Below are 23,710 nucleotides of genomic sequence, written 5' to 3'. Positions count from 1 at the left end.
TATCCAAACAGAGGTTTTTGTGCCTCTCAGCAAATGCATTTTTATGGTTATAAACTTCATGCGGTTTGTTCTATAAGTGGTATTTTTCAAAGTATTTGTCGACTGAAATTCAAATTGATCTGTTCAATTACGCACATATTGAATTGGAAACGCCTAAAAGAGTGAATCAGAAAGATTACAGGCCTCAATTTTATTTGTTCAAAAAACAGCGAAAGAGGATCGAGACATTGTTTTCGCAATTATGTGACCAATTTATGATTAGACGTAATTATGCTAAATCCTTTGATGGGTTCAAAACAAGGATATTAGCTAAAATAACAGCTTTAACCGTTGTGCAATTCATCAATAAAGCCTATTTCAATCGAAATATAAATAACTTAAAAGTCAGTATTATTTAAAATGCACAACGGGTTATATTTTGTAAATTGCGATCCTTATCAATTTGCCCTTCAAAAATGAACGATTTTAATAAAATTCTTACCCAGTACAGAAAATTATCTTTCTCAGAAAGAGACAAAGGAGATAGATTTGAAAAGCTTATTCAAAATTACTTTTTAACAGACCCTAAATATGCATATAACCTAAAGAAAGTATGGTTATGGAATGAATTTCCTGGCAAAAAAGATTTTGGAGGTAAGGATACAGGGATAGATTTAGTCGCTCTAACCATTCATGGTGAATATTGGGCTATTCAATGTAAATGTTTTGATGAAAATGCTACCATTGACAAAAAAGCTGTAGATTCTTTTTTATCTACTTCCAGCAGGATATTTCAAAATGAACAGTTACAGACTGTAGGTTTTTCACAAAGACTTTGGGTTTCTACTACCAATAAATGGGGAGGTAATGCAGAAGAAACGATCAGAAACCAAAATCCACCAGTTACCAGAATTAATTTATCAGATTTACAACAAGCTCCTGTAGATTGGGATAAAATTGAAAATGGAATAAGTGGAGAACTCGCAAGAAATGAGAAAAAATCACTTAGACCACACCAAACTTTAGCATTAGAAAAGACTAATACCTATTTAAAAGACCATGATAGAGGAAAACTAATTATGGCTTGTGGTACAGGAAAGACTTTTACCTCTCTTAGAATTGCAGAAAATGAAACCAATGGTAATGGTTTAGTATTATTTTTAGTCCCTTCAATTGCCTTATTAGGACAAACTTTAAGAGAATGGACAGCAGATGCATTAGAACCCATCACTCCTATTTGTATATGTTCAGATACTAAAATCACCAAGCAAAAAGCTAATAATGATTTAGGTGATACTAGTGTGGTAGATTTAGCTTTACCTGCTACTACAGATGTGAAATCTGTTATTACTCAGTTCAAAAATATCAATAGAACTAGTAACAAAGGAATGACTGTAGTGTTTTCAACTTATCAGTCTATAGATGTAATTGCTACTGCTCAGCAACATCTTCTGAAGGAGGGGAATGATAACGCAGTTTTTGACCTCATTATTTGTGATGAAGCCCACAGAACTACTGGGGTTTCTCTTACCAAAGAAGATTCTTCCTCTTTTATAAAAGTGCATGACAATGATTTTATAAAATCTCAAAAAAGACTGTACATGACAGCTACTCCTAGATTATATAGTGAAGATTCTATCTCCAAAGCACAGCAAAGTGATGCCATTATTTGCTCTATGGATGATGTAAACACCTATGGAGAAGAAATTTACAGAATTGGATTTGGAGAAGCTGTAGAAAATGATTTATTGACAGATTATAAAGTACTTATTCTTACCCTAAATGAGAAAGATGTGCCTGCTTCTGTACAGAGTATGATTGCAGGAAGTGATAATGAAATTTCTTCTGATGATGCTTCTAAACTCATAGGGTGTATTAATGCTCTTTCTAAACAAGTCTTAGGAGATGAAGGCTTATTAAAAGGGAGTGACCCAGAACCTATGAAAAGAGCTGTTGCATTCTGCCAAAACATTAAAGTTTCTAACCATATTACCAATACTTTTAACCAATCTAAAGGAATTTACCTAGAATCTTTACCAGCAAAAGCTAGAGAAAAAATGGTAAGTGTTTCTTCTAAACACATAGATGGTAGCATGAACGCTCCCACTAGAGAAGAATTACTGGAGTGGTTAAAATCTAGTGATACAGAACCTAATGAATGTAGAATACTTACCAATGTAAGATGCCTTAGTGAAGGGGTAGATGTACCCTCTTTGGATGCTGTGTTATTTCTTTCTGCTAGAAATTCTCAGGTAGATGTGGTACAATCTGTAGGTAGAGTAATGCGTAAAGCAGAAGGTAAAAAATATGGCTACATTATTATCCCTGTAGTAGTGCCTTCTGATGTAGATGCTTCTAAAGCATTAGACAATAATGATAGATTTAAAGTTGTATGGACTGTTTTAAATGCCTTGCGTGCGCATGATGACAGGTTTAATGCTACTATTAATAAAATAGACCTTAACAAAAAGAAACCTAGCCAAATCTTAGTAGGTGGTGCTTCGCATGGTAATGATGAAGGTACTGGTGAAAGCAATGGCACTACTAAAGATGTAACAGAGCAACTTGCCCTACAATTTCAGGAATTACAAGGCATTATGTATGCCAAGATGGTACAAAAAGTAGGGGATAGAGTGTATTGGGAAAAATGGGCTAAAGATGTAGCTAAGATTGCAGAAGACCAGATAAGCAGAATAAAACACCTTATTACTACCCAGCCAGAACACAAAGAAGCCTTTGATAAATTCTTACATGGATTACAAAAGAACATTAACCCTAGTATTTCTGAATCTCAAGCTATAGAGATGCTATCTCAGCATATTATTACCAAGCCTGTTTTTGAAGCATTATTTGAGGGCTATTCTTTTGTAAAGAACAATGCAATTTCTACTTCTATGCAGGCTATGTTAGATGTTTTAGAAAGTACCACTTCTGCACAAGATTTTGAAGTGCTTGATAATTTCTATCAATCTGTAAAGAAAAGAGCCTCTGGAATTGATAATGCAGAAGGCAAGCAGAAAATTATCATAGAATTGTATGATAAATTCTTTAAAACTGCTTTCCCTAAAATGGTAGAGCAATTAGGGATAGTTTATACCCCTGTAGAAGTAGTAGATTTCATCATCCAATCTGTAAATGATGTCTTGAAATCTGAATTTGGCAGAAGTATTTCAGATGAAAATATCCACATCTTAGACCCATTTACAGGTACAGGGACTTTTATTGTAAGATTATTACAAAGTGGACTCATTACCCCAAAAGACCTCCATAGAAAATATACCCAAGAACTGCATGCTAATGAGGTCGTTTTATTAGCCTATTATATAGCAGCAGTAAATATAGAAAATGCTTTTCATGATGCTACAGAAGACCCAGATGATGGCATAGGAAAAGAAAAGTACATTCCTTTTGATGGCATTGTATTGACTGATACCTTCCAATTAGGAGAAACTGATTCCACAGAAAAATTATTTTCTGAGATGTTCCCCCAAAACTCAGAAAGGGTGCAGAAACAAAAATCTGCTCCTATACGAGTGATTATAGGCAACCCACCTTATTCTATTGGGCAAAAATCTACCAATGATAATGCACAAAACCAAAAATATGAGAAACTAGATAAAAGAATAGAAAGCACATATGTAAAAAACTCAAATGTTTCAAATAAAAATGCTCTTTATGATGCCTACATAAAAGCCTTTAGATGGAGTACAGACAGGCTAGATCCTAAAAATGGAGGAATAATAGCCTTTGTATCCAATGGAGCATGGCTAGATGGCAATAGTACAGATGGCTTTAGAAAAGAATTAGAAAAAGAATTTTCTAGCATTTATGTATTTAATTTACGAGGAAACCAAAGAACCTCTGGAGAATTGAGCAGAAAAGAAGGTGGCAAAATCTTTGGAAGTGGCTCTAGAACTCCTATTTCCATTACCTTATTGGTTAAAAATCCAGAGTATAAAGGCAAAGCCAACATCCATTATCATGATATTGGGGATTATCTTACTAGAGAAGAAAAACTAAAAATCATAAAAGACTTCAAAACAGTTACCAATCTACCTACCATTACCTTACAACCCAATGCAGAGGGAGATTGGATAAACCACAGAAACTCCATTTTTGAAGAATTTATCCCTATAGAACCAGAGAAAAAATTTGACATTAATGCTCAGTCCTTTTTTACATTAAATTCATTGGGTGTTTTTACAAATAGAGATTCTTGGTCTTATAATTTTAGTCTGAATCAAGCTAGTAGTAACATTGGAAGAATGGTAAATTTTTATAATCTACAAGTGCTAGAATATAAACAAGAAAAAACAAACAATCCTAAATTACTTTCAAAAGATTTTATTGAAACAAATCCCCAAAAAATAAGTTGGACTAGTAGTTTAATTCCTAAATTAGAAAAAGGAATTAATTGCCTTTTTGAAAAAGATAAAATATATTCTTCAATGCATAGACCATTTACAAAAGAACAACTTTATTTTGGAGAGCATTTAATTCACAGAAGAGGACAATTTGAACAATTTTACCCTAAACCATATAAACAAGAAAATATTACAATTTTTGTAACAGGGATAGGTGGTACAAATGAATTTTCAACACTAGTTACAAATATTATATCAGATGGACAAATATTACAAAATTGTCAATGTTTTCCTCTATATTATTACGAAGAAAATAAAGTACAACAAAGAGGATTGTTTGATGAGGAAGATACCAACCAATATATACGCAGAGATGGGATAAGTGATTTTATCCTTACAAGAGCTACCAAGCAATATGGTAACTCAGTAGGTAAGGAGGATATTTTCTACTATGTGTATGGTATTTTACACAGCCCAGACTATAGAGAAACTTTTGCTAATGACCTTAAAAAAATGCTCCCAAGAATCCCATTGGTAGAAGAGCCTAGAGATTTCTGGAAGTTCAGTAAAGCAGGGAGAGCCTTAGCAGAACTTCATCTTAATTATGAATCTGTAGAATCTTATCCAGAAGCTAATATTTTAGGAGAAGATATTACTAGTTATAAAGTTACTAAAATGCGTTTCCCTAAAAAAGGAGAAAAAAGAAGTATTATCTACAATAACCAAATCACTATAGACAATATCCCAGAAAAGGCTTATGAATATGTAGTGAATGGAAAATCTGCCATAGAATGGATTATGGAAAGATACCAAATCACCACAGATGCCAAAAGTGGCATTACCAATAATCCTAATGACTGGGCAGAAGAAATGGGAAACCCTAAATACATTCTGAATCTTCTTCTTAGTATCATTAATGTATCTGTACAGACTGTAAAGATTGTGGAGAGTTTGCCTAAATGCTATCTTACAAAACTATAAAGAGGATGTAAAGATTGTTTTTTAAATTAATCACAAATAAAAAAAGTTAGAATAATCTAACTATTATAATTTAACAAAAATGGCAATAACAGAAGAACTTAAAGAGGCAATATCTCATTTGCCCTCAGACGAAAAAGATAAACTTATATTCAGATTGTTGAAAAAAAATCTACCGCTGGCTAAAAGACTTTCATTTGAATTAATAAGTGATAAAAGTGTGGAAGAATTAAGAGAAGAATTACAAGAACAGCTAAAAGTAAAATGTCATATTGCTGCTACTCAACACTTATACTCCATAGGCTATTTTAGCATGGATATAAGAGAGATGAGCGGACTTATCAATAAGCACGTTACTACTACTAAAGATAAATACGGTGACGCTTGGTTGAATATCTTCCTATTGAATGAAATTTTGGAAAAGGCTTCAAAAGATCTGATGGGATTTAAAAGCAATAAAAAACTACAGAAACTCTATATCGCTTTTATTGCAAGAATCTTTAAAGCCCTGCTAATTATAAACAAATTACATGAGGATTATCTAATAGATTTTATTCCAGTCATGGAAAAACTGGCTAAACAAATAGGTGATAATCCTTTTTTAATGGATATAGCCATGCATCACGGACTTGACGTAAATTGGCTTTATAAAGCAGAAATACCTGAAAATATAGCCTCTATACATAAAGAATTAAGAGAAAATGGATATTTAAAAGCATAACTAATTTAAATTTGAGAATAACTTCAAGTTGTAAATAGTATTTTTTGTATTTTTGATACTATTGGAAAAAACGGTCAAATTGACCACCTCATTTCGGAATAAATTGACCACTGATTTTGGAGCAAATTGACCACCACTTTTCGGTTCAAAATGACCACCCATTAACTGGGATTAATACCCTTTTAGCTGTATAGGCGAAGGGTATTCTTATTTCTTAGCAACAAATAGCCAATTTCTGTAAACTTTATATGTAAAAGAATTGGCATCATTCAAATGAGAGGTCTCTATAATTTTATCAGTAATTGTTGTATAGCCATTTTTTTCAAAAAATAATCTAAATTCCTTTGCTGTAAGCATTTCTGATTCATCAGAAAAAAAATAATCCAATGGTCCAAAATGGACAAAATATCCCTCTTTTTTAATGATAGCATTTATTTTATCAAACCATAATTTTAATGCAATAACATCTGTAAAATAAATTGAGAAAACAGCATTAATTGAATCTTCATTAATTGGAAGGTTTAATATATCTGACACAAAAAAATCTACTTTTTCTCGTATCACCTTCTTAATATCCTCTTTTATGAATGCTGTATGTTTTTTAGCAACATTTTCAAGTGAATAGATATTTTTTTCTTGTGGATTGTAAAATTCAAAGTTATTTTCAGAAATCAACTTATTTATATGCCAAATCATTGAATAAGATTTATCAGTAGCATATACTTTTTTAAAAGAGTCTGAAAGTTCAACAGCTAACCTTCCTACACCACAACCTAAAAACAGGGCACTCTCCATTTTTAGAGGTAGTGAATTTTTAATAGCATTATCAATGATTTCTACTTGTTTTTCCCCTTCTTCGTAATAGCACCAGTCTCTATGTAGATATAAATAATCTTTTAGTGTTGTATTAACAGCATTACCTCCATTAGTATTAACACTTAATACATCTTCAACTTCTACATAGGGCTTGAGATTTAATAATAATTCTCTAATATTATTGTAGTTATGGAGATAGGCTTCTATTAAACAGCCAAAATATTCTTTCCTATATTCTTGATTAATGTATTTGTGTAAATTAAATTCATTGTACTTATTATGATTAAATAGCAACATATAAGATTCAGCAATATAGGTCTGAATGTTATCTACATAAATTTTAACCCTATCTATTTCAGAAAAATTTCTGTTATAAATCATCCTACTTGTCATTTTATTGCTAAAAACCCTTCAAAACATATATATTTCATTATGCTCATAACATCTACAAAGCCTGATCTGTGCAAAAGATCTAGATTTCCTTGAGATGAGAAAGGCTCTAAAACGCCTTTTAAACTTCTTGTCTTATCTAAAATTTCTTCCTTTGTGAAGCCCTGCTCCAATTTAAAATCTGTGTATAAGGCTGTTGAAATATCTTGAAATCTTGCATCTGCACCTCTTACTTTCTCAAACAAAACAAAAGCACCTCCCCAGTTCAAGGATTCATAAATTTTATTGAAAATTAGTTGCCTAATTCTAGGTTTAACGAATTGTATTGTATAGTAGGAAATAATCATATCTGATTTTTCCAATTCAATATTTAAAATATCATCACAAATTATATCAATATTATCATAATTATTCAATTTACTATTTGCAAAATCGACCATATCTTGCTCAATCTCAATACCAATGAATTTGATATTTTTAGTAGAATTATGATCTGCTATTGTTTGCAGTAATGTACCTGTGCTGCACCCCAATTCATAACATACAGAATTGTCTGATAAAAAGAAATCTGAAAGATTAGATATAAGTTTATGACCTTGTTTATATAAAGGTACTGATGATAAGATATGATTGTCAAAATTTTGAACAATATCTCCTGAAAATTTCCAATCTGCATTCATAATTATAAAAGAAAAGGAGCTTACGCTCCTTAATTAGTTCTTTTTTTCAAAAGAAATTAGTTTACCCATGGATATTGAGCCTGAATATCTTTAATTACCTGCTGCAATTCTTTCAATTCTTTTGTTCCATTTCCTGAAGGTGCTGGTGCTGTTGTGTGACAAGCTCCTAAAATACCTCCTGTAAGTTTCTTAAGTTCTTTAATATCTTGTTCTTTTTTTACAGTTTCTTTTTTAAACTGGTCTAGTGTTAATCTGCTCATAAGTTCCAAATATATATTTGTGTTAAAATTTATTTTTATTGATTAATATATTATCCCCAACCATATTTATATATAGTTCCTTGCTCTGGGAACCATTGTGCATGACAAGCTCCCAAAATGCCTCCTGTCAATTTTTCTAAATCCATTTTTTCGTTTTGAGTTGCTTGTTTTTTGAACTCATCTAGTGAAATTCTACCATTTTTTTGGTTACTTTCAGTAGTTTTCTTGAAATTTTTTAAATTCAACATAAGTTTTAAGGTTTAAAATTGTTTAATAATCTAACAAATGTAATAATATTGTTGAAACTACAAAATATCTAAAGCATTTATTTTTAATGTAAAATGTTTTAGTAGATTAATTGTGAACTTGCTAATGTTGTCATCACTATCTTCCTGAAAGATTTCTTTTAAAGATTCTTTTAATTCATACCCATAAAACTCATTCTGCCCACCCCTAATTATATCAATTAAAATTAAATCGTCATTGGTCAAAATAAAATTCATATATCCCCAATCTTTATTAAATGAAAAACTTATATAAGAGGACACCAATTGACCTGTATCAATGTTAGAATGTCCATTTTCTTCGTAGAAAATTTTCTTTCCTTCGCCATCAATATGCAATAAAACCCCAACATCATTGATACGATACTTAGCCTCAAGTAAAAGATTGGGGTTATTTTTATTTTTTTCCTGAATAAGAAAATAGTTATTCACCCTTTTCTGATACAGTTCTTCATAATTTATATTAAGTTGATAGTTGAAAAGATACTCATTCATTTCAAACTTTCGCAATAAGGTCTCATCATTTATGCCTATCACTGCATTTTTCAACTCGTCTAATTCTAGCAATTCTGCATTATCTACTGCATAATCTTTTATAAGAATATCTTTGATTTCTTTAAAATACTTCATGGTATTTTTCTTTTAATAATGTTTGTATTCTTTCAAAATATTCAGGATAACTTTCTTTAAGTGTAATATAAATGTACTCGTTTATATGAATAGATTTTTTCCAAACAGCAACAGGATGGATATAAAATGATGAAGGAATATTTTCAATCCTAACCAACTCAATAAATGATTTATCAGTAGGAGGGAAAAGTTTTTCAACATGTACATTATCATGTATGGACAAGCTATGAAACAGTGCTTGTTCAAAAAACACATTAAAAGGATTGATACTGCTTAAATTATCAAGTTTATTATAATTTTTATCAATTATATTAAATGCTAATTGGCAATACTTTTTAAAAAAATCTAAATCATTTCCTCCTATGATTCCTGCATTTATACCTTCATAGCCATTCAAATTTGCTTTATTCTCAATATAAGGGGTCATTTCTTTTGGAATCTTAAAAGCGTTTTCTTTTATTTCCTCTGTAATTTTTGAATAATATTCAACATTGTTTTCAAAGTTTTGACAAAATAGTGGATTAGTTAAAAATGATTCTTCAAATGCCTTCCATAGAAAAACATCATTATCTATATGTAGAAAAGGTTCATTTTGAATCGAATACGCTTTTATTTTCCCCACTGCCCATAACTCATGCCTATAATTATCAATATCATTTAGAGATAAATCCACAGAATCATATGGCAATTTTAAAATATCAATTAAAATTCTTTTTCCATAATGATCTGTAACTAGCTCTACATTTGAATAAAATTCTTTCAGCTTCAATACACTAAGGGCATTGGAAATAAAAAACATTTCTTTATTCAGCCATAAGTTTTTATTTTTTTTTGCTGCTTCCAAAAAAGGTTTTGACCAAAAACTTTGTACAATCTTAAAATTACTCATTCTCTATTTTTTCAATTCTTCTATTATTTGTTGTAAATAAATAGCATCCATAGGGTGTGTATATGGATCTTTCATTCTAAAATCTTTAAGGTAGAACTCTTTGGCTTTAATTAAATTCTGAGTATATAGTTCTTTATTTTTTTCTTTGTATGCCATAGCTAAGTAATAATATGTTTCAGCATAATAATCAGAAATTTCAATTTCTTTATTGAAACATTTAATTGCTTTTTCTCTATTCCCAACTTCCAAATAAAGAACTCCTAAATGTATATAATCATGATTCAATGGTACATACTCTTTTTTTGAAAGTTGCTTTTCTATTAACTCTATAGCCTTACTTTTCTGATCTAACGCCTTGTAACATAACCCTATTACAATCTCTAAATTATAGTCTCCATTTTGAGAAAAGCCAATATCATTCATCATGTTTTTTAGTTTTTTCAAATCAGTCAAAGCTCCTTTATAATCTCTTAAAAATTGATATTTGCACCACCCTCTATAGCCTAAATTATTTTTAGGGTTTATCTCTACAGCTTTATCTATTAGTTTTTTCCAAGTAATAAAATCACCTCTTTTTAAATATGGCACTGATTTTTCCCTGTACGCATAATCCATATTTGGACATAATTTAATAGCCATATCAAGCATTTTCTGAGAATCTTTAAAACCTTGATAAGGTTCTGCGAGGTTTACTAATTTACACGCTTCTTTACAAGGAGCATCATTGTAAGAATTACAATTTAGTTGAGATAAAACAACAGTCAATGGAGATAGTATTGTGAAAGTGAATAGTAATTTTTTCATGCTATGGTAAAATTTCTTTGACAATTCCATTTTCTATTTTAAAAGTTAAATATTGGTAATAATCTATTTTTTTTTCTTTAGATTCTACCTTAGCCCATTCATCAAGGCTTTTAACAAAATTCAATACTTTTTTAACTAAATTTTCATTAAAAGAAGTTTCCAGATAGTTTTCATCCATTTGCTGGATTCTGAATAAGCCTGTTTTACCTTCACAGTTTACGAGAAATCGAATTGTGATATACCCTGTTTTTTCAGAAATATACAAATTGGGATTGTATGTCTCTCCCCATAGCTTTAATATCGCATATTTTTCTCCTTTATATTGAACCCCATTGGATTGAAAAATATTATAATATTGAAATGATTTATTAGGATTACATACTTTAAAATTTGGATCATCTATTTTACTGTTATATTGTGTATCTCCAACCTGCTCTAAGTATTTGTTCTCTTGTTGAGCTTGGCAACTGAAAATCATAAATAGGCATATTAAATTAATTATTTTCATTTATTGCTTTCTTTAAAAATGTTATACGAAAATACATAGGGTTGATTAGATACATCAAATGAATCAATCAAATCTTTTTTTCTATTATATAGGTTTTGGTATCGCTCAGTAAAGAATTGATACCATAATTCCCCTTCTTCATTATATAAATTGGGAATATTAAACTTTTCGATACCTGCTCTAAATCTTTTCATATTGCTTGAAAACCTGCCTAGTAATTCATGATGCTGCTCCCCTTTAAAAACATTGTTATCAATACATATTTCCATACATGGATTAATATTGGATTGTGTAAACATACCATGAAATCTCCCATACAACTCACCATGATCTGCTTTGTCATTTGTTATTTCCGACATTGCTGTTTTAAAAGGAACTTTAAATAAATTCATCTTAGAATTATAAGTTAAAGTATTAAAAATTACATGTGCCCCCTCGTGTAATATGTGATCTAAGAAAAAAACCTCATCATTACCTATATGAGCATTCAGGAAAATCATATTATGGGCTTGTAATGCTGCAAACGAATAAGGCTCTCCATCATAGATCAATACTTTTTTAATACTTTTTTTTAGCAAATTAAAATATTCAGAATAATTCTCTTTGATAATTTTTAAAGCTGTATTAAAATGTTCAATGTGTTTGTCATAAACCTTATCAATTTCTACTTCAACTATATCATCATTATTATTTCTAAACAAAACTTCAAAAAGAGGATGTTGTGTTTTTACCAATTCAATACCTTCTTCTAAAAAAAGTAATGACTCAAAATGAAAAACTATTTTCTCATCTTTTTGGTTTTTAATTAAAAAAGTGCCATTAACGACTTCTAAGAATAACTTTTGGTTTTTTTCATCTGTATGAAAATATCCTATGTTAGGTATGTAAACGATACCTTTCTTATTGGAGAAAACCTCGATTTTTTTATTTCTATTTTTTTCGTAGCCAAAAATTATTGAATCTAGCCAAAAATCATCACTTTGGGTAATATAAGCATACAAAAGAGGTTCTTGATATATTCTATCATCCTCAAAATCAATCCTGTCAAAAATGTTTTCATGCCTTTGATAAAGAAGTACTTTTAAAGAATCAATAACATCTTCTTGACAGTTATCAAAATTATTATAAAAATTCACAATTATCTTTGTTTAAAATTACGCACTAAAGTATAAACAAATCTTTGTAAAAGCCTTATATCGTCTGTAATAATTTCTGCTTGTCCCATGAGGTTATTAGGAGCAATTCTTTTATTATAGCTAGTCATAAGTCCTTTATTCAGTTCTATGATGACATAGTAAACATTTTCATTAGTTACATTAGTCACTTTTTTCACCCTGCCTTCTAAAACGCCATATTCTTCAAAAGGATAATTTAATAATTTTATATTTACCTTTTGGTTTATTTTTACTTTTCCTGCCCTATCAATGGGCATTTTAGCTCTAGCAAAATATTTACCTGTTGTGTTGTTTGCAGGAATCACAGAAAATAATGTCTGCTCATTTTTTACATATTGGTCTTTTTGCCAAACATCAAAAAAATTAATCTTTCCATTGATTGGAGCTTGTATCAAATATTTATTCTTCCATGATAAAATTTGAGCTTTTAATTCCTGCATAGCATTTTCAGCATTAGTAGATAGTTCTATTTTTTGATTTTCTTTTTGTAAACTTAAATCAACATTTTCTTTCTTGATAATACTTTTATCACTTTCTAAATTTGAAATATTAGAATTATAGCTTTTATACTTATTTTCAGTTTGAAGCAATTCTATTTGGCTTTTTTCAAATTCATTTTTAGAAATTACTCCTTGCTCAAATAAATCTTTATTTCTGTTATATTCTTTTTTCTTCACTTCATACTCTTTATGAGCTATTTCTTTTTGATTGTTAAATTCTCCTTGAACATTATTTACTTTATTAATTCTGTCTTGATTTGAACTAATTCCAACAAGTTGGGGATTAAAAGTACTAAAATATCTATATTGGCTTATCGCTTTTATGTATTCATTATAATAAGGTTGTACTTCTCCTAATTTTAACCCTAAAGGAACTTGAGCAACTTTTGAATCTGTATTTTGATTCATTATAGAATCTATTTTTTTTATATCAGAAGTTATAGCAGGATTTTCAATAACAGCAATCCAATCATCTTTTTTCACAGAATTTCCATCCAAAACATTTAACTCATTAATTTTTCCATTTGTTCTAGAAACTAAATAAACAGGTGGGTTTTCAGAGGTAACTTCTACTTGAGTAGAGACAATATCAGGATATTTTATTATCCAAGAAATTAAAAATAAAATGGCAATAAAAATAAAGAAAATGGAGTTGCCCCATGTTATAATCCATGAGGGAGTTTTTTCTAATATTTCTTTGGAAAAATCACTTGTTTCATCTAGCAAGTCAATCTTATTTTTCATCTTAATTTGATAATTCTAATTGATTTTTTACAAGCTCAAAATAAGCTCCTTTTATTTTTATAAGTTCAGAATGAGTTCCTTGTTCAATAATTTTACCTTTATTTATCACGACAATATTATCTGCATTTTTTACAGTACTTAAACGATGCGCAATAACCACCACTGTTTTACCACAGAAAAACTGATTTAGATTTTCCATAATGATTTTTTCATTGTTTGCATCTAAAGCACTTGTTGCCTCATCAAAGAATAAATATTGTGGGTTTTTGTACACAGCCCTTGCAATCAAAGTTCTTTGGGTTTGCCCTCCACTTAAATTTATTCCACTTGTACCTGCTGGACCAATTCTCGTATTATAGCCTGTAGGGAAATTTTCAATCATTTCTTCAATATTTGCAATCCTTACAGCATTTAATAATTTTTCTTTATCTAATATCCAATCTGATTGCGATTCTGTAATATTTCTCGCAATAGTATCTGTAAAAACATATCCATCTTGCATAACCACTCCACATATATTTCTCCACTCTCTAGTGTCTACATTATTCAAATCAATACCTCCAACATTTATTTTCCCATCTGTAGGTTTGTATAGCTTTAATAATAATTTCAATAAAGTAGTTTTGCCACTTCCACTTTCTCCTACAATAGCAGTAATCTTGCCTTGAGGAATTTGTAAATTAATATCATCAAGTATTACTTTAGAGTTCCTTCCACCATATTGAAAAGATAGATTGTTTATTGTAATTGTTTGATTTTTAGATACTTCGTGGTTGATTTCTTGTGCCTCATATTCATCTTTTATTTCTTTTATTTCATTTATTCTTTGTAAACTAATTTTAGCATCCTGTGCATCTCTAAAAAACTGAACTAATGAAATAAGAGGGGTATTTAATTGCCCTATGATATACTGTACAGCAAGCATCATCCCTAATGTCATGTCTCCCTTGATTACAGAATATGCAGCAGTAAACGATATTAGTATATTTTTAATTTCATTAATTGAGTTTGCACCAATTAATTGTATTTGTGCTAGCTTTAATGATTCTATTGATATTTTGTAGAGTTTTATACGCATTTCTTCCCAACCCCATCTTCTTCTTTTTTCAGAACCATTAATTTTAATTTCTCTAATACCATTAATTATTTGCAGAAGACTACTAGAGTTTCCTGATGATTCATCAAATCTTCTATAGTCAAGTTCTGCTCTTTTTTTCATGAAAAATAAAATCCATGTAATATATAGAACAGCTCCTAATAAAAAAACACCAAAAATAATAATATTGTAGTACAGCAATATTCCCATAAATATGAGCATATTGACCAATGAAAACAATGTAATGGGGGATGTTGTTAAAAACCTTTCCAGCCTATCAGAATCTTGTAATCTTTGTAAAATATCTCCTGGAATTTTTGAATCAAAATAAGATATTGGGAGCTTCATTAATTTAATTAAAAACTCTGTTGCAATGGTCAGATTTATTCTTGAGCCAACATATAAAAGCAACCAGTTTTGAACAAAATTGACGAAGGATTGTGAAAAGAATAAGGTAATTTGTGCTATTAAAACCAATACTACAAAATTTAATTCTCTATAATTGATTCCTTTATCGACAATAGATTGGGTTAAAAAAGGTAATATTAACTGTATAATGCTAATAATTGTTAATCCTATAACGACCTGTAAAGTATATTTTTTATAGGGTTTAATATAGGGCAGTAATGATAAAAATCCTTTTTTTTCTTTTTTTTCTTCTGCTATTTCATAAAACTGTGGCGATGGTTCAAATAATAGTACTAGTCCTTCATTAGCATTATTAAGGTATCTGGTATTTTGCCATCCTTCTATAAATTTTTCTTTACTATATACCATCAATCCATGATCTGGATCTGCAACATAAATTTTCTTTTTTTCTATCTTATAAACGATAATAAAATGTCTTTGACGCCAATGCACAATACATGGTAAAGGAGCTTGTTGCTCCAATGTCTCAAAATCAATATTTGCCACATGAGTATTAAAGCCTATTTTTTCAGCAGCATCAGTGATACCCATTACAGATACTCCCTCTGTTGTAATGTTACTTAGTTCTCTGAGGTACTCAGGTGAATATATCTTACCATAATATTTTGCCAACATTCTTAGGCACGCTGGACCACAATCAGTTCTGTCAAATTGCTTATAAAAAGGGAATTTTTGTTTTCCTATCTTCATTAAAAAATATAATTTTACTGCAAATATACATTTGAATGTTAAATATAAACGAAATTTCTAAGATAGGAATAGGAACTTACAGGATGACAAATAATTCTGAGGACAGCGGTGTTCTAAACTACGCATTAAAATCAGGAATAAATATTATAGATACAGCTTCCAATTATGGATTTGGGGAATCAGAATTATTATTGGGAAATAATATTAGCAAACAAATGAGAAGTTCTATTTTCATTGTTTCCAAAGTAGGCTATATACAAGGAGAAGATATAAATAGAGTCAAAAATATGGATGATTTAGAATATGTTGAGCTAAATGAACATTTTTTATTTTCTATTGCCCCTGAATTTATTTCATTTCAACTAGAACAATCCTTAAAAAGGCTAAAAACAGATTATATTGACTGCTATTTACTTCATAATCCTGAATATTATTATGAAACAAATTTTTCAAAATCAGATTTAAAAATTATTCTTCTTAATTCATTTTCTCTTTTGGAGCAAAAAGTTAAAGAAGGTAAGATCAGATACTATGGAATTAGCTCAAACTTATTGAGTTCACTACCTCTAAAAGATATATTAAATTCTTTACATGAATTTCCAAATTTAAAATTTCTACAGTTTCCTTATAATATCGTAGAAAGAAATTATAGTTTTCAGTTGAATGATCTTGAAAGTATTACAATTCATCAATTAAAAGAGCAAGGGTTGATTTTACTTTCTAACAGACCTCTTAATACAACTTATGGGGATAAAGTTTTAAGATTATCTGACAATCCTATCGAAAATATAGATTCTGTTAGAAGTCAAGAAGAATTGTCATTTAATACATTTACTTCTATAATACAGCAACGATTATCAGATATGCAAGAGGATGATTCTTTAGAAAATTACTATCCTATTAGTTTTTTTATTGAAAACAGAAGAGATATAGCCAATCAAGAAGCGATAAATAAGTCCATAAATTCTTATCTTATCCCTTTTCTCGAAGCATTAGAATTAAAAAATAAAAAAGTGCTTGAAAATCTAAATGATTTGAGGAACTATTGGATTATTTTTTCTCAATATAACAACCAAAACAGATTAGATATTCTGAAAAATAAGTTATATGATGAAAAAATTTTGACAAGGGGAGATAATCGTGATTTATCTTTAATACTTGCTGAAAACTATCTTAATTCTGGAATAGATACTGTTTTGATGGGATTGAGGAAAAAAACTTACATTGATAAGATTACAGATTATTTTTCATAGAAAAGTATTTTTTTTCAGTCCATAAAAAGGGTTGAGAGTTGATTTTGTTGATACAAAACTTATTCCTTAACCGGAAATAAAGACAAACAAAGAATACTTTTGCAGAAAAACCTAAAACATAAATATTTAATACATCGTATAAAATTGACTAACAGTTTTCTTTGCGATTGACACAAATATTGACACTTATTATTTGTAAAATAATTTAAAGATTTTATTTTCAGTGTTTTAATTAACAAATATGTAGTACCGTAGGAATCTAAACAGAGATTTTACAATTATATCTCTAATAATTCCGCCTAGATTCCTACGGAATGACAATCTTTCTGCTTTAATTTTTAAATTCTTAGTTCGCCAAAGTAGCTTCCAAAGTAATTTCAAAGTTGAAAGCTGCGCTTACAGGGCAACCTTCCTCAGCAATTTTTGCATACTTTTGAAATTCTTCTTCTGAAATTCCAGGAACTTTTGCAGTTAAAGTCAATTCAGATTTTGTGATTTTTCCGATGTTTGGGTCTAAAGTGATCACAGATTTTGTCGTCAATTCTTCAGGAGTATAACCTGCCTGAGACAATTCTGCGCTCAGTTTCATGGTGAAACATCCTGCGTGAGCCGCGGCCAATAATTCTTCCGGGTTTGTTCCAACTCCATCCGCAAAACGGCTGTTGAAAGAATATTGAGTCTGGTTTAATGTAGTACTTTGAGTAGTGATGTGTCCGTTTCCTTCTTTGATGTTACCGTTCCAAACGGCTGTTGCGTTACGTCTCATAATAATTGTTTTTTGTTGTTTTAAATATTGTTATTTTTTGATGTTACAAAGGTATGTCGGAAATTCATCGAGATAAATACACAAATCGACTTAAATATTGTACTTTTTTCCCGAAGTGTAATTTTTCTTGAAATTTGTGGGTGTGCTTCCGATTTTATTGGTGAAAAGACGGTTAAAATAAGCCGGATCTTCATAGCCTAAATCATAAGCAATTTCTTTCACAGGCTTATCGGTATAAAATAAAAGTCTTTTGGCTTCCAATAGAATTCTATTAATGATATATTGGTTCGGAGATTCAAGGTTTAAACTTTTAAATTTGTGAGTCAATGTTTTCGGTGCGATGTGCAGCAAATCTGCATAATCTGCCACATTATGTTTTTCTCTGAAATGAATTTCCAAATGTCTGCTGAAATCCCGGAAAACATCAAGTTCATTGCTCGGAATTTTTATTTCGTCGTTATCAAGATTTTGTTTTTTCCATTTTCGGGTTGCTCGAATGATGATTTGTTTTACGTAAGTTCTGATCATTTCTTCGGCGGAAGAATCTTTCCATTCCAATTCATCTTTGATGCTTTGAAATAAATTTTTAATGATAAAATTTTCGTTCTCATCAAGCTCTACAAAAGGAATTTCAAAAACATTGTGAAAAAGAAGCCCATCACAAGCCACTTCCTTATCATGAATTTGAATGCAGTAAAAATCGCGATTATAATATAAAAGATGTGATTCGTCTATGCCGTTTTCAACCTGCAAATATTGATTGGTCAGGAAAAATAAAGCAGGATTTTCTGTTTTATAATGCTTAAAGTCTATAGTTAATTCGTAGCCCTCGGGAACGTAGAAAATTTTGATTTCAGATTTATATTTGATGTCTTTAAGGGTTTTCAGATTATTTTCAGAAAAAGTTTCAAAACCTAATTTCTTGTAATTATCTTCAAAAATAAGCGTCTGCGACATAGATTTACTTTAGCTTAAAGATACAAAAAAGCATGGCTTCTTAATTATTAAATTATTGAAACCATGCCTTTTTAATTTGAAAATAACTCAAAACACATCAACTCTCAAACGCTGAAGATTAGAATGTCACATCAAAGCCAACATAAATATTTGCTTTCATGATCGGAGCATACACCATTCCGCCATCAAAATAATTTCCGAAAGGATCTTTAAAATCGACGATCGCATTTTTCTGATAATAAGACGTCAGGTTTTCACCGCCCAAATACGCTCTGATTTTTTTATTGAAATTCCTTGAAATCTGTGCATTTAAAATCGCATAAGATTCTGAAAATGTTGACAATTGAAACTCTTCAGGGTTTGGAAAGGTGTTCGGAAGTCTTTGTTTTCCAACCAAATTTAAAGTCGTATCAAAGCTCCAGAATCCACCGATATTATTTTTATTGGTTGAATACGACAGATTCACAAAACCTCTGTGTTTTGCCATGAATGGAACTTCACGTCTTCCATCCAGATAATCTGCCTGAACGTTGTAATATTTATAAGCCAATCTTACATCAAAATTCTTGAAGGGCGTGAAATCCCACTGTGTCTGGAAAGAATTGGCGAAAGATTTTCCATCAAGATTATAGAAAGTCAACTGCTGAGGTGAATGATCCAAATCTACCATCACTTGATCTTGGAAATCAGTTCTGAAAAAGTCGACAACAATCGTAGATTTTCTTCCGAAAATTTTAAACTCTTGCTGTAAACTTACACCGTAATTCCATGCGATTTCGGGTTTTAAGCCGTAAATATTTCCGCCATTTTGTAAAATCTGAACACTTCTATTTGATGCAAAATATTGCTGACTTTCCGCAAAAACATTCGCTGTTCTGAAACCTCTTCCTGCAGAAAGTCTCAAAATAGTTTGTGGCGTGAAATCATATTTAAAATTCAATCTCGGCGTGAATTGAGTACCTGCCAAATTGTGAAAATCAACTCTTGCTCCGGCAACTAAAGTATACTTTAATCCTGTCAACGTATATTCGGCAAAAGCTCCGGGAACGATTTCGTTTCTTTTTAAATTGTCCGTTAAATACGTTTCATCATAGCCATCATACATAAAACTCGCTCCGGCTTTGTATTTGTGATTAGTATTTCCTAAAATACTTTCAAAAATTAAATTTGAATAATACGTTTGCTGTTTTCCGGAATAATTTCTCAATCCAAAAAAGCTATCTTGTTGATGATAAGTGTATTGGTTCATCCAACCCAAACTTTGGTAAGGTTTTCCTTTAAAAACATACCCCGTTTTATTCCAAACCTGAAATCTCGAAATATCAATTCCGACTCCGTAAAATGATTGTTTGTCCTGTGGAATTTTTTTATCGAAACCAATTTGTCCTGAAGTTCTTTCGTCTTTAATAAAATTAATTCCAAAATGCGAACCCAATCCTGATTTTTCCAAATCGTTATAATTCAATAAATAAGCTGCATTTAACTGAGTCCCTTTTGGTCTGTCTAGAAATCCGTCGTTATTCATGTCCGTGTCTCCAAAAGTTCCGTTTCCATGAAGTAAAAATGTCTGTGACCATTTCTCATTGATGGGCGAAACGCTTGTAATATTTGCTTCGGCTCTTCCGTTGAAATCAGCAAACAAATTCAATGAAGTTTCTGGTTTTTCCGCATTTTTCAACAATTCTGTATTGATTTGTCCTGTAATGCTTTCGTAGCCGTTTGTAACGGTACTTCCGCCTTTTGTCAACTGAATACTTTCAATCCATCTTCCGGGAATGAAATTTAACCCATAAGCTGAAGCTAATCCTCGGATTTCAGGCAATAATTCTTTCGTTAAACTCGTGTATTTTTGATCTAAGCCTAACATTTTCAATTGCTTTGTACCCGTCACCGCATTGCTGAAAGAAACATCTACGGTGGCATTGGTTTCAAAACTTTCGGATAGATTACAGCAAGCGGCTTTTAACAATTCTTTTCTGTCGATATTAAAAACCAATCCGGCTTCTTTTTTGTTTAAGGAAGTTGCTGCTTTCGAGCCTGTTACGATCACACCTTCAATATGTTTTTCATGGTTCTCATGATTTTCATTGGTTGTATTATGATCGTTGTGATCTCCATGTTCAGAAGTTGTTCCTTCTTCAGCATGAACCTTTGGATTGGCTTCTCCAAAAGGGATTTCTCTGTCGTAAAGACAGCAGGAAGGCAGATTTTTGTAGGTTTTATCGTCGGATTTATACTTTTCGTTGTCGTGACCAAAATCTGCAATTTTCTTTAAAATTTTATCTACAGAAGTTTTTTTCGGATCAAAATTTAATGTTACTATTTGCTTTTCAGCATTCCATTCAGCGGAATCTGCTCCTGCGTCTTTGGCTGCTTTTTCAATTCTGGCTTTGCACGATTCACAATTTCCTTTTACATAAAATTCATTCTCTTTTTTGGAGTAATGTTTATGATTTTCAGTAGCTTTTGGCTCTAAATTACGATCATAATGACAACATCCAGGAAGTGCTTCATAAGTTGCATCGATTGCTTTAAATTTTTCATTATCATGACCAGCTTCAGCAACTTTTTTTAAGACATCATCCGTTGAAAGAGTATTGTCTGTTTCTAAGGTTAATGTTTGTAAATCAATTGAATATATAGCTGTTTTTGCTCCTGCCTTTTTTGCTGTGTTCTCGATTCTTTCTTTACACATTTCGCAGTTTCCTTTTACTTTGAACTGGTTTTTAGAAAGATTTTGAGCCAATATAAATTGTGTAGATAGTAAGAATACACCAAGAATAATCCTGGAAATATATAATTTCATTTTGTTTAAAATTTAGAATAATTAAGTTAATGTATCAATAAACAATGTAATAATTTAACAATCATTGGTAGATTGATAGACTGATACATGTTACATTTTTAATTATCCTATTTTCGGCGGTTGCCAAATCTCTTTCAAACGATCTGAAATATATGGATCTGAGTATTGAAACTGTAAGTTTTTGTTGGATTTATAATAAGAAATCTCTAATTGAAGGCTCTTCGAAAAAGGAGTTTCTATAAAAGTATAACAAGCCACGCAAGTCGAGCAGCAATCGTCATTACAAGAAGATTTTTGCTTTTTTTTGTTGTGATTGTCTTTAGAAGATTCTTTATGGTCGTTTTTACAGCAATCCATTCCGGATTCTGATTTGCAGCACGTTTCCTGCATATTCTGAGCATAGAAATTGTTTTTAGGAACTAAAAAAATCCCCAAACAGAAAACAATCGCTATGATCTGAAACAATTTCACGGCTGCAAAAATACGAAATTATGGTAAACGCTCACCTACTTTCACACCACAATTGTGCCAAGGTTCTCCGTGAGGAGGGTTCAATTCAGGCTTTGGACCTGTCGGCGCAGGAGTTGGAGCCGGAGCTGGTGTATTTTGGGCAATCGTCTGAGTTGGCTGTGGAGTCGTCGTTGCAGGAGCAGACTTACTATTTAAAGGCTGCCCAACAGGAATATCACATCTGTGTCCCGGTTCTCCATGTGGAGGATTCATACCTTTTGCTGTTTTTACAGTTTTTGCTTTTCCGTTGTTATCAATCTGAAATTTTCCAGGTTGTAGAGAATTCGGATCAATTTGAATGGTTTGTCCTTGTTGTGCATTTACCGCAACATTTTGAGTTCCTTGTTGAGGAGCTTGTGCAGGAGCGGAATTTAAAGGCTGTCCGACAGGAATGTCGCATCTGTGACCCGGTTGTCCGTGAGGAGGGTTCATTCCCTGAGCCGTGACAGGTGCTGCAGAACTTTGAATGGGTTGAATTCCAGCCTGATCTAAAAGCGAAGGTTTCGGAGCATTATTCACAGCTACGGAAGGTTGTTGAACTCCCGCTTCTTCCGTTAAATAAGTCGCTCTTTCATCTTTTTTACAAGAAACTGTTAATATAGAAATGGCGATTAAGCCTAAAAATGTAGTCTTCATATCTTTTGGTATAAAACAAAATTAGCAAAACATTTTTAATTGCTTTGCTAATTTTATATTTATAATGATATTTCGGAATTAATTTTTAACTAAAAGTCTAAATCCTTCTCCGTGTACGTTGATGATTTCCAACCCTTCGTCATCTTTTAATAATTTACGAAGTTTCGCGATGTAAACGTCCATACTTCTTGCAGTGAAGTAATTTTCTTTTTTCCAGATCTTTCTTAATGCTAAATCTCTCGGCATGAAGTCGTTTCTGTGAATGCAAAGAAGCTTCAACAATTCATTTTCTTTTGGAGAAAGTTTGTATTCGTTGTCACCAACTCTCAATTGTCTCAGCATAGAATCAAAGAAAATATTACTGATTTTGAATTGCTCCTGCTCTTCGTTTTCCAATGTAGAACTTCTTTGAAGAATCGCTTTAATTTTATATAAAAGTAATTCAGTATCAAATGGTTTTGTGATATAATCATCTGCTCCCAATTGATATCCTTTAAGAATATCTTCTCTCATATTTCTTGCTGTCAAGAAAATGATTGGTGTGTTTTTGTCGATTTTTTTCACGTCTTCCGCCAATGAAAAGCCATCTTTTTTAGGCATCATTACGTCGAAAATACAGATGTCGAATTCGTTTTCTGTAAATTCTTTTAATCCTTGTTCACCATCTGTGGCAAGAGTAACTTCGAAATTATTTATTGTCAAATAATCCTTCAACACTGCCCCGAAACTTTGATCGTCTTCTACTAATAATATTCTGTTGCTCATAGTTTTAATAATTAATAATTAATAATTAAGAATGAACTTTTCACTCTTCTCTTCTTATACTTTGTTTTTGGTTTATATTT

20 protein-coding genes and 1 pseudogene are annotated in these 23,710 nt (G+C 30.9%); 4 read left to right on the top strand and 17 right to left on the bottom strand.

The window, feature by feature from the left end; genetic code table 11:
* From BW926_RS11960 to BW926_RS11950, 3 genes and pseudogenes are all read left to right on the top strand, one after another.
* Positions 1-398, top strand: a pseudogene (locus BW926_RS11960) (transposase); the annotation flags it as partial.
* A 57-nt stretch (positions 399-455) separates the two neighbouring features.
* The gene (locus BW926_RS11955; protein WP_076447353.1) at positions 456-5,324 is read left to right on the top strand and encodes a DEAD/DEAH box helicase; all 4,869 of its coding nucleotides are present in this window, start codon (positions 456-458) and stop codon (positions 5,322-5,324) included.
* A gap of 79 nt (positions 5,325-5,403) precedes the next feature.
* On the top strand, positions 5,404-6,042 hold the full coding sequence (locus BW926_RS11950) for a hypothetical protein (RefSeq protein WP_076447351.1): 639 nt from the start codon (positions 5,404-5,406) through the stop codon (positions 6,040-6,042).
* 207 nt (positions 6,043-6,249) lie between these two features.
* On the opposite strand, the gene BW926_RS11945 is transcribed toward BW926_RS11950, so the two are convergent.
* Genes BW926_RS11945 through BW926_RS11895 form a run of 11 tightly spaced genes read right to left on the bottom strand, consistent with a single transcriptional unit; the run spans position 6,250 to position 15,937 of the window.
* The gene (locus BW926_RS11945) at positions 6,250-7,239 is read right to left on the bottom strand and encodes a methyltransferase domain-containing protein (RefSeq protein WP_179078013.1); all 990 of its coding nucleotides are present in this window, start codon (positions 7,237-7,239) and stop codon (positions 6,250-6,252) included.
* Between the two features lie 8 nt (positions 7,240-7,247).
* Positions 7,248-7,928 (bottom strand): methyltransferase domain-containing protein, encoded by a 681-nt coding sequence (locus tag BW926_RS11940; protein WP_076447347.1) that lies wholly within the window; start codon positions 7,926-7,928, stop codon positions 7,248-7,250.
* A 56-nt stretch (positions 7,929-7,984) separates the two neighbouring features.
* Positions 7,985-8,188, bottom strand: coding sequence for a hypothetical protein (locus BW926_RS11935; protein ID WP_076447345.1), 204 nt, complete (start codon positions 8,186-8,188; stop codon positions 7,985-7,987).
* Between the two features lie 50 nt (positions 8,189-8,238).
* Positions 8,239-8,436 (bottom strand): hypothetical protein, encoded by a 198-nt coding sequence (locus BW926_RS11930; protein ID WP_076447343.1) that lies wholly within the window; start codon positions 8,434-8,436, stop codon positions 8,239-8,241.
* Between the two features lie 57 nt (positions 8,437-8,493).
* Complete coding sequence (locus BW926_RS11925; RefSeq protein WP_076447342.1) at positions 8,494-9,102, bottom strand: hypothetical protein; 609 nt, start codon at positions 9,100-9,102, stop codon at positions 8,494-8,496.
* Entirely contained in the window at positions 9,089-9,991 is a 903-nt protein-coding gene (locus BW926_RS11920) for a DUF6734 family protein (protein ID WP_076447340.1), read from the bottom strand. Before BW926_RS11920 ends, BW926_RS11925 begins: the two co-directional genes overlap by 14 nt.
* Positions 9,992-9,994: 3 nt before the next feature.
* Positions 9,995-10,795: a tetratricopeptide repeat protein gene (locus BW926_RS11915; protein ID WP_076447339.1), complete on the bottom strand. Its 801-nt coding sequence runs from the start codon at positions 10,793-10,795 to the stop codon at positions 9,995-9,997.
* 1 nt (position 10,796) lies between these two features.
* Entirely contained in the window at positions 10,797-11,303 is a 507-nt protein-coding gene (locus tag BW926_RS11910) for a hypothetical protein (RefSeq protein WP_076447337.1), read from the bottom strand.
* A complete protein-coding gene (locus tag BW926_RS11905) occupies positions 11,300-12,439 on the bottom strand; it encodes a hypothetical protein (protein ID WP_076447336.1) in 1,140 nt (379 codons plus the stop codon). The genes BW926_RS11910 and BW926_RS11905 overlap by 4 nt, the downstream gene beginning before the upstream one ends.
* A 2-nt stretch (positions 12,440-12,441) precedes the next feature.
* On the bottom strand, positions 12,442-13,722 hold the full coding sequence (locus BW926_RS11900; RefSeq protein WP_076447334.1) for an HlyD family secretion protein: 1,281 nt from the start codon (positions 13,720-13,722) through the stop codon (positions 12,442-12,444).
* 1 nt (position 13,723) lies between these two features.
* Complete coding sequence (locus BW926_RS11895) at positions 13,724-15,937, bottom strand: peptidase domain-containing ABC transporter (RefSeq protein WP_076447333.1); 2,214 nt, start codon at positions 15,935-15,937, stop codon at positions 13,724-13,726.
* 35 nt (positions 15,938-15,972) lie between these two features.
* Here BW926_RS11895 and BW926_RS11890 point away from each other — a divergent pair, with 35 nt between their 5' ends.
* A complete protein-coding gene (locus BW926_RS11890) occupies positions 15,973-17,190 on the top strand; it encodes an aldo/keto reductase (protein ID WP_076447331.1) in 1,218 nt (405 codons plus the stop codon).
* A gap of 346 nt (positions 17,191-17,536) precedes the next feature.
* On the opposite strand, the gene BW926_RS11885 is transcribed toward BW926_RS11890, so the two are convergent.
* The 6 genes from BW926_RS11885 to BW926_RS11860 all read right to left on the bottom strand — a co-directional run bounded on the left by BW926_RS11885 (position 17,537) and on the right by BW926_RS11860 (position 23,630).
* Complete coding sequence (locus BW926_RS11885; protein WP_047441259.1) at positions 17,537-17,956, bottom strand: OsmC family protein; 420 nt, start codon at positions 17,954-17,956, stop codon at positions 17,537-17,539.
* Between the two features lie 90 nt (positions 17,957-18,046).
* Positions 18,047-18,913 carry a helix-turn-helix domain-containing protein gene (locus BW926_RS11880; protein ID WP_076447330.1) on the bottom strand — a complete coding sequence of 289 codons (867 nt, stop codon included), beginning with the start codon at positions 18,911-18,913 and terminating at the stop codon, positions 18,047-18,049.
* A 118-nt stretch (positions 18,914-19,031) separates the two neighbouring features.
* A complete protein-coding gene (locus BW926_RS11875) occupies positions 19,032-21,719 on the bottom strand; it encodes a TonB-dependent receptor domain-containing protein (protein WP_076447328.1) in 2,688 nt (895 codons plus the stop codon).
* Positions 21,720-21,821: 102 nt separating this feature from the next.
* Positions 21,822-22,190 (bottom strand): hypothetical protein, encoded by a 369-nt coding sequence (locus BW926_RS11870; RefSeq protein WP_076447327.1) that lies wholly within the window; start codon positions 22,188-22,190, stop codon positions 21,822-21,824.
* Positions 22,191-22,208: 18 nt separating this feature from the next.
* On the bottom strand, positions 22,209-22,865 hold the full coding sequence (locus tag BW926_RS11865; protein ID WP_076447325.1) for a hypothetical protein: 657 nt from the start codon (positions 22,863-22,865) through the stop codon (positions 22,209-22,211).
* A gap of 78 nt (positions 22,866-22,943) precedes the next feature.
* Positions 22,944-23,630 carry a response regulator transcription factor gene (locus BW926_RS11860; RefSeq protein ID WP_027380477.1) on the bottom strand — a complete coding sequence of 229 codons (687 nt, stop codon included), beginning with the start codon at positions 23,628-23,630 and terminating at the stop codon, positions 22,944-22,946.
* Positions 23,631-23,710 lie beyond the last annotated feature (80 nt).

Origin of the sequence: Chryseobacterium sp. RU37D, assembly GCF_900156075.1 — a bacterium.
In the GTDB taxonomy this organism is placed as follows: domain Bacteria; phylum Bacteroidota; class Bacteroidia; order Flavobacteriales; family Weeksellaceae; genus Chryseobacterium.
Note: the sequence above shows the minus strand (reverse complement) of the source record. Positions and strands in the feature narration are given on the sequence as shown.

What these genes read in the sequence shown, in the direction of transcription:
- BW926_RS11885 (WP_047441259.1), bottom strand. Translation starts at nt 17,956, where the DNA reads ATGAGACGTAACGCAACAGCCGTTTGGAACGGTAACATCAAAGAAGGA.
- BW926_RS11930 (WP_076447343.1), bottom strand. Translation starts at nt 8,436, where the DNA reads ATGTTGAATTTAAAAAATTTCAAGAAAACTACTGAAAGTAACCAAAAA.
- BW926_RS11920 (WP_076447340.1), bottom strand. Translation starts at nt 9,991, where the DNA reads ATGAGTAATTTTAAGATTGTACAAAGTTTTTGGTCAAAACCTTTTTTG.
- BW926_RS11895 (WP_076447333.1), bottom strand. Translation starts at nt 15,937, where the DNA reads ATGAAGATAGGAAAACAAAAATTCCCTTTTTATAAGCAATTTGACAGA.
- BW926_RS11865 (WP_076447325.1), bottom strand. Translation starts at nt 22,865, where the DNA reads ATGAAGACTACATTTTTAGGCTTAATCGCCATTTCTATATTAACAGTT.
- BW926_RS11910 (WP_076447337.1), bottom strand. Translation starts at nt 11,303, where the DNA reads ATGAAAATAATTAATTTAATATGCCTATTTATGATTTTCAGTTGCCAA.
- BW926_RS11925 (WP_076447342.1), bottom strand. Translation starts at nt 9,102, where the DNA reads ATGAAGTATTTTAAAGAAATCAAAGATATTCTTATAAAAGATTATGCA.
- BW926_RS11940 (WP_076447347.1), bottom strand. Translation starts at nt 7,928, where the DNA reads ATGAATGCAGATTGGAAATTTTCAGGAGATATTGTTCAAAATTTTGAC.
- BW926_RS11955 (WP_076447353.1), top strand. Translation starts at nt 456, where the DNA reads ATGAACGATTTTAATAAAATTCTTACCCAGTACAGAAAATTATCTTTC.
- BW926_RS11890 (WP_076447331.1), top strand. Translation starts at nt 15,973, where the DNA reads ATGTTAAATATAAACGAAATTTCTAAGATAGGAATAGGAACTTACAGG.
- BW926_RS11935 (WP_076447345.1), bottom strand. Translation starts at nt 8,188, where the DNA reads ATGAGCAGATTAACACTAGACCAGTTTAAAAAAGAAACTGTAAAAAAA.
- BW926_RS11900 (WP_076447334.1), bottom strand. Translation starts at nt 13,722, where the DNA reads ATGAAAAATAAGATTGACTTGCTAGATGAAACAAGTGATTTTTCCAAA.
- BW926_RS11875 (WP_076447328.1), bottom strand. Translation starts at nt 21,719, where the DNA reads ATGAAATTATATATTTCCAGGATTATTCTTGGTGTATTCTTACTATCT.
- BW926_RS11880 (WP_076447330.1), bottom strand. Translation starts at nt 18,913, where the DNA reads ATGTCGCAGACGCTTATTTTTGAAGATAATTACAAGAAATTAGGTTTT.
- BW926_RS11950 (WP_076447351.1), top strand. Translation starts at nt 5,404, where the DNA reads ATGGCAATAACAGAAGAACTTAAAGAGGCAATATCTCATTTGCCCTCA.
- BW926_RS11860 (WP_027380477.1), bottom strand. Translation starts at nt 23,630, where the DNA reads ATGAGCAACAGAATATTATTAGTAGAAGACGATCAAAGTTTCGGGGCA.
- BW926_RS11915 (WP_076447339.1), bottom strand. Translation starts at nt 10,795, where the DNA reads ATGAAAAAATTACTATTCACTTTCACAATACTATCTCCATTGACTGTT.
- BW926_RS11945 (WP_179078013.1), bottom strand. Translation starts at nt 7,239, where the DNA reads ATGATTTATAACAGAAATTTTTCTGAAATAGATAGGGTTAAAATTTAT.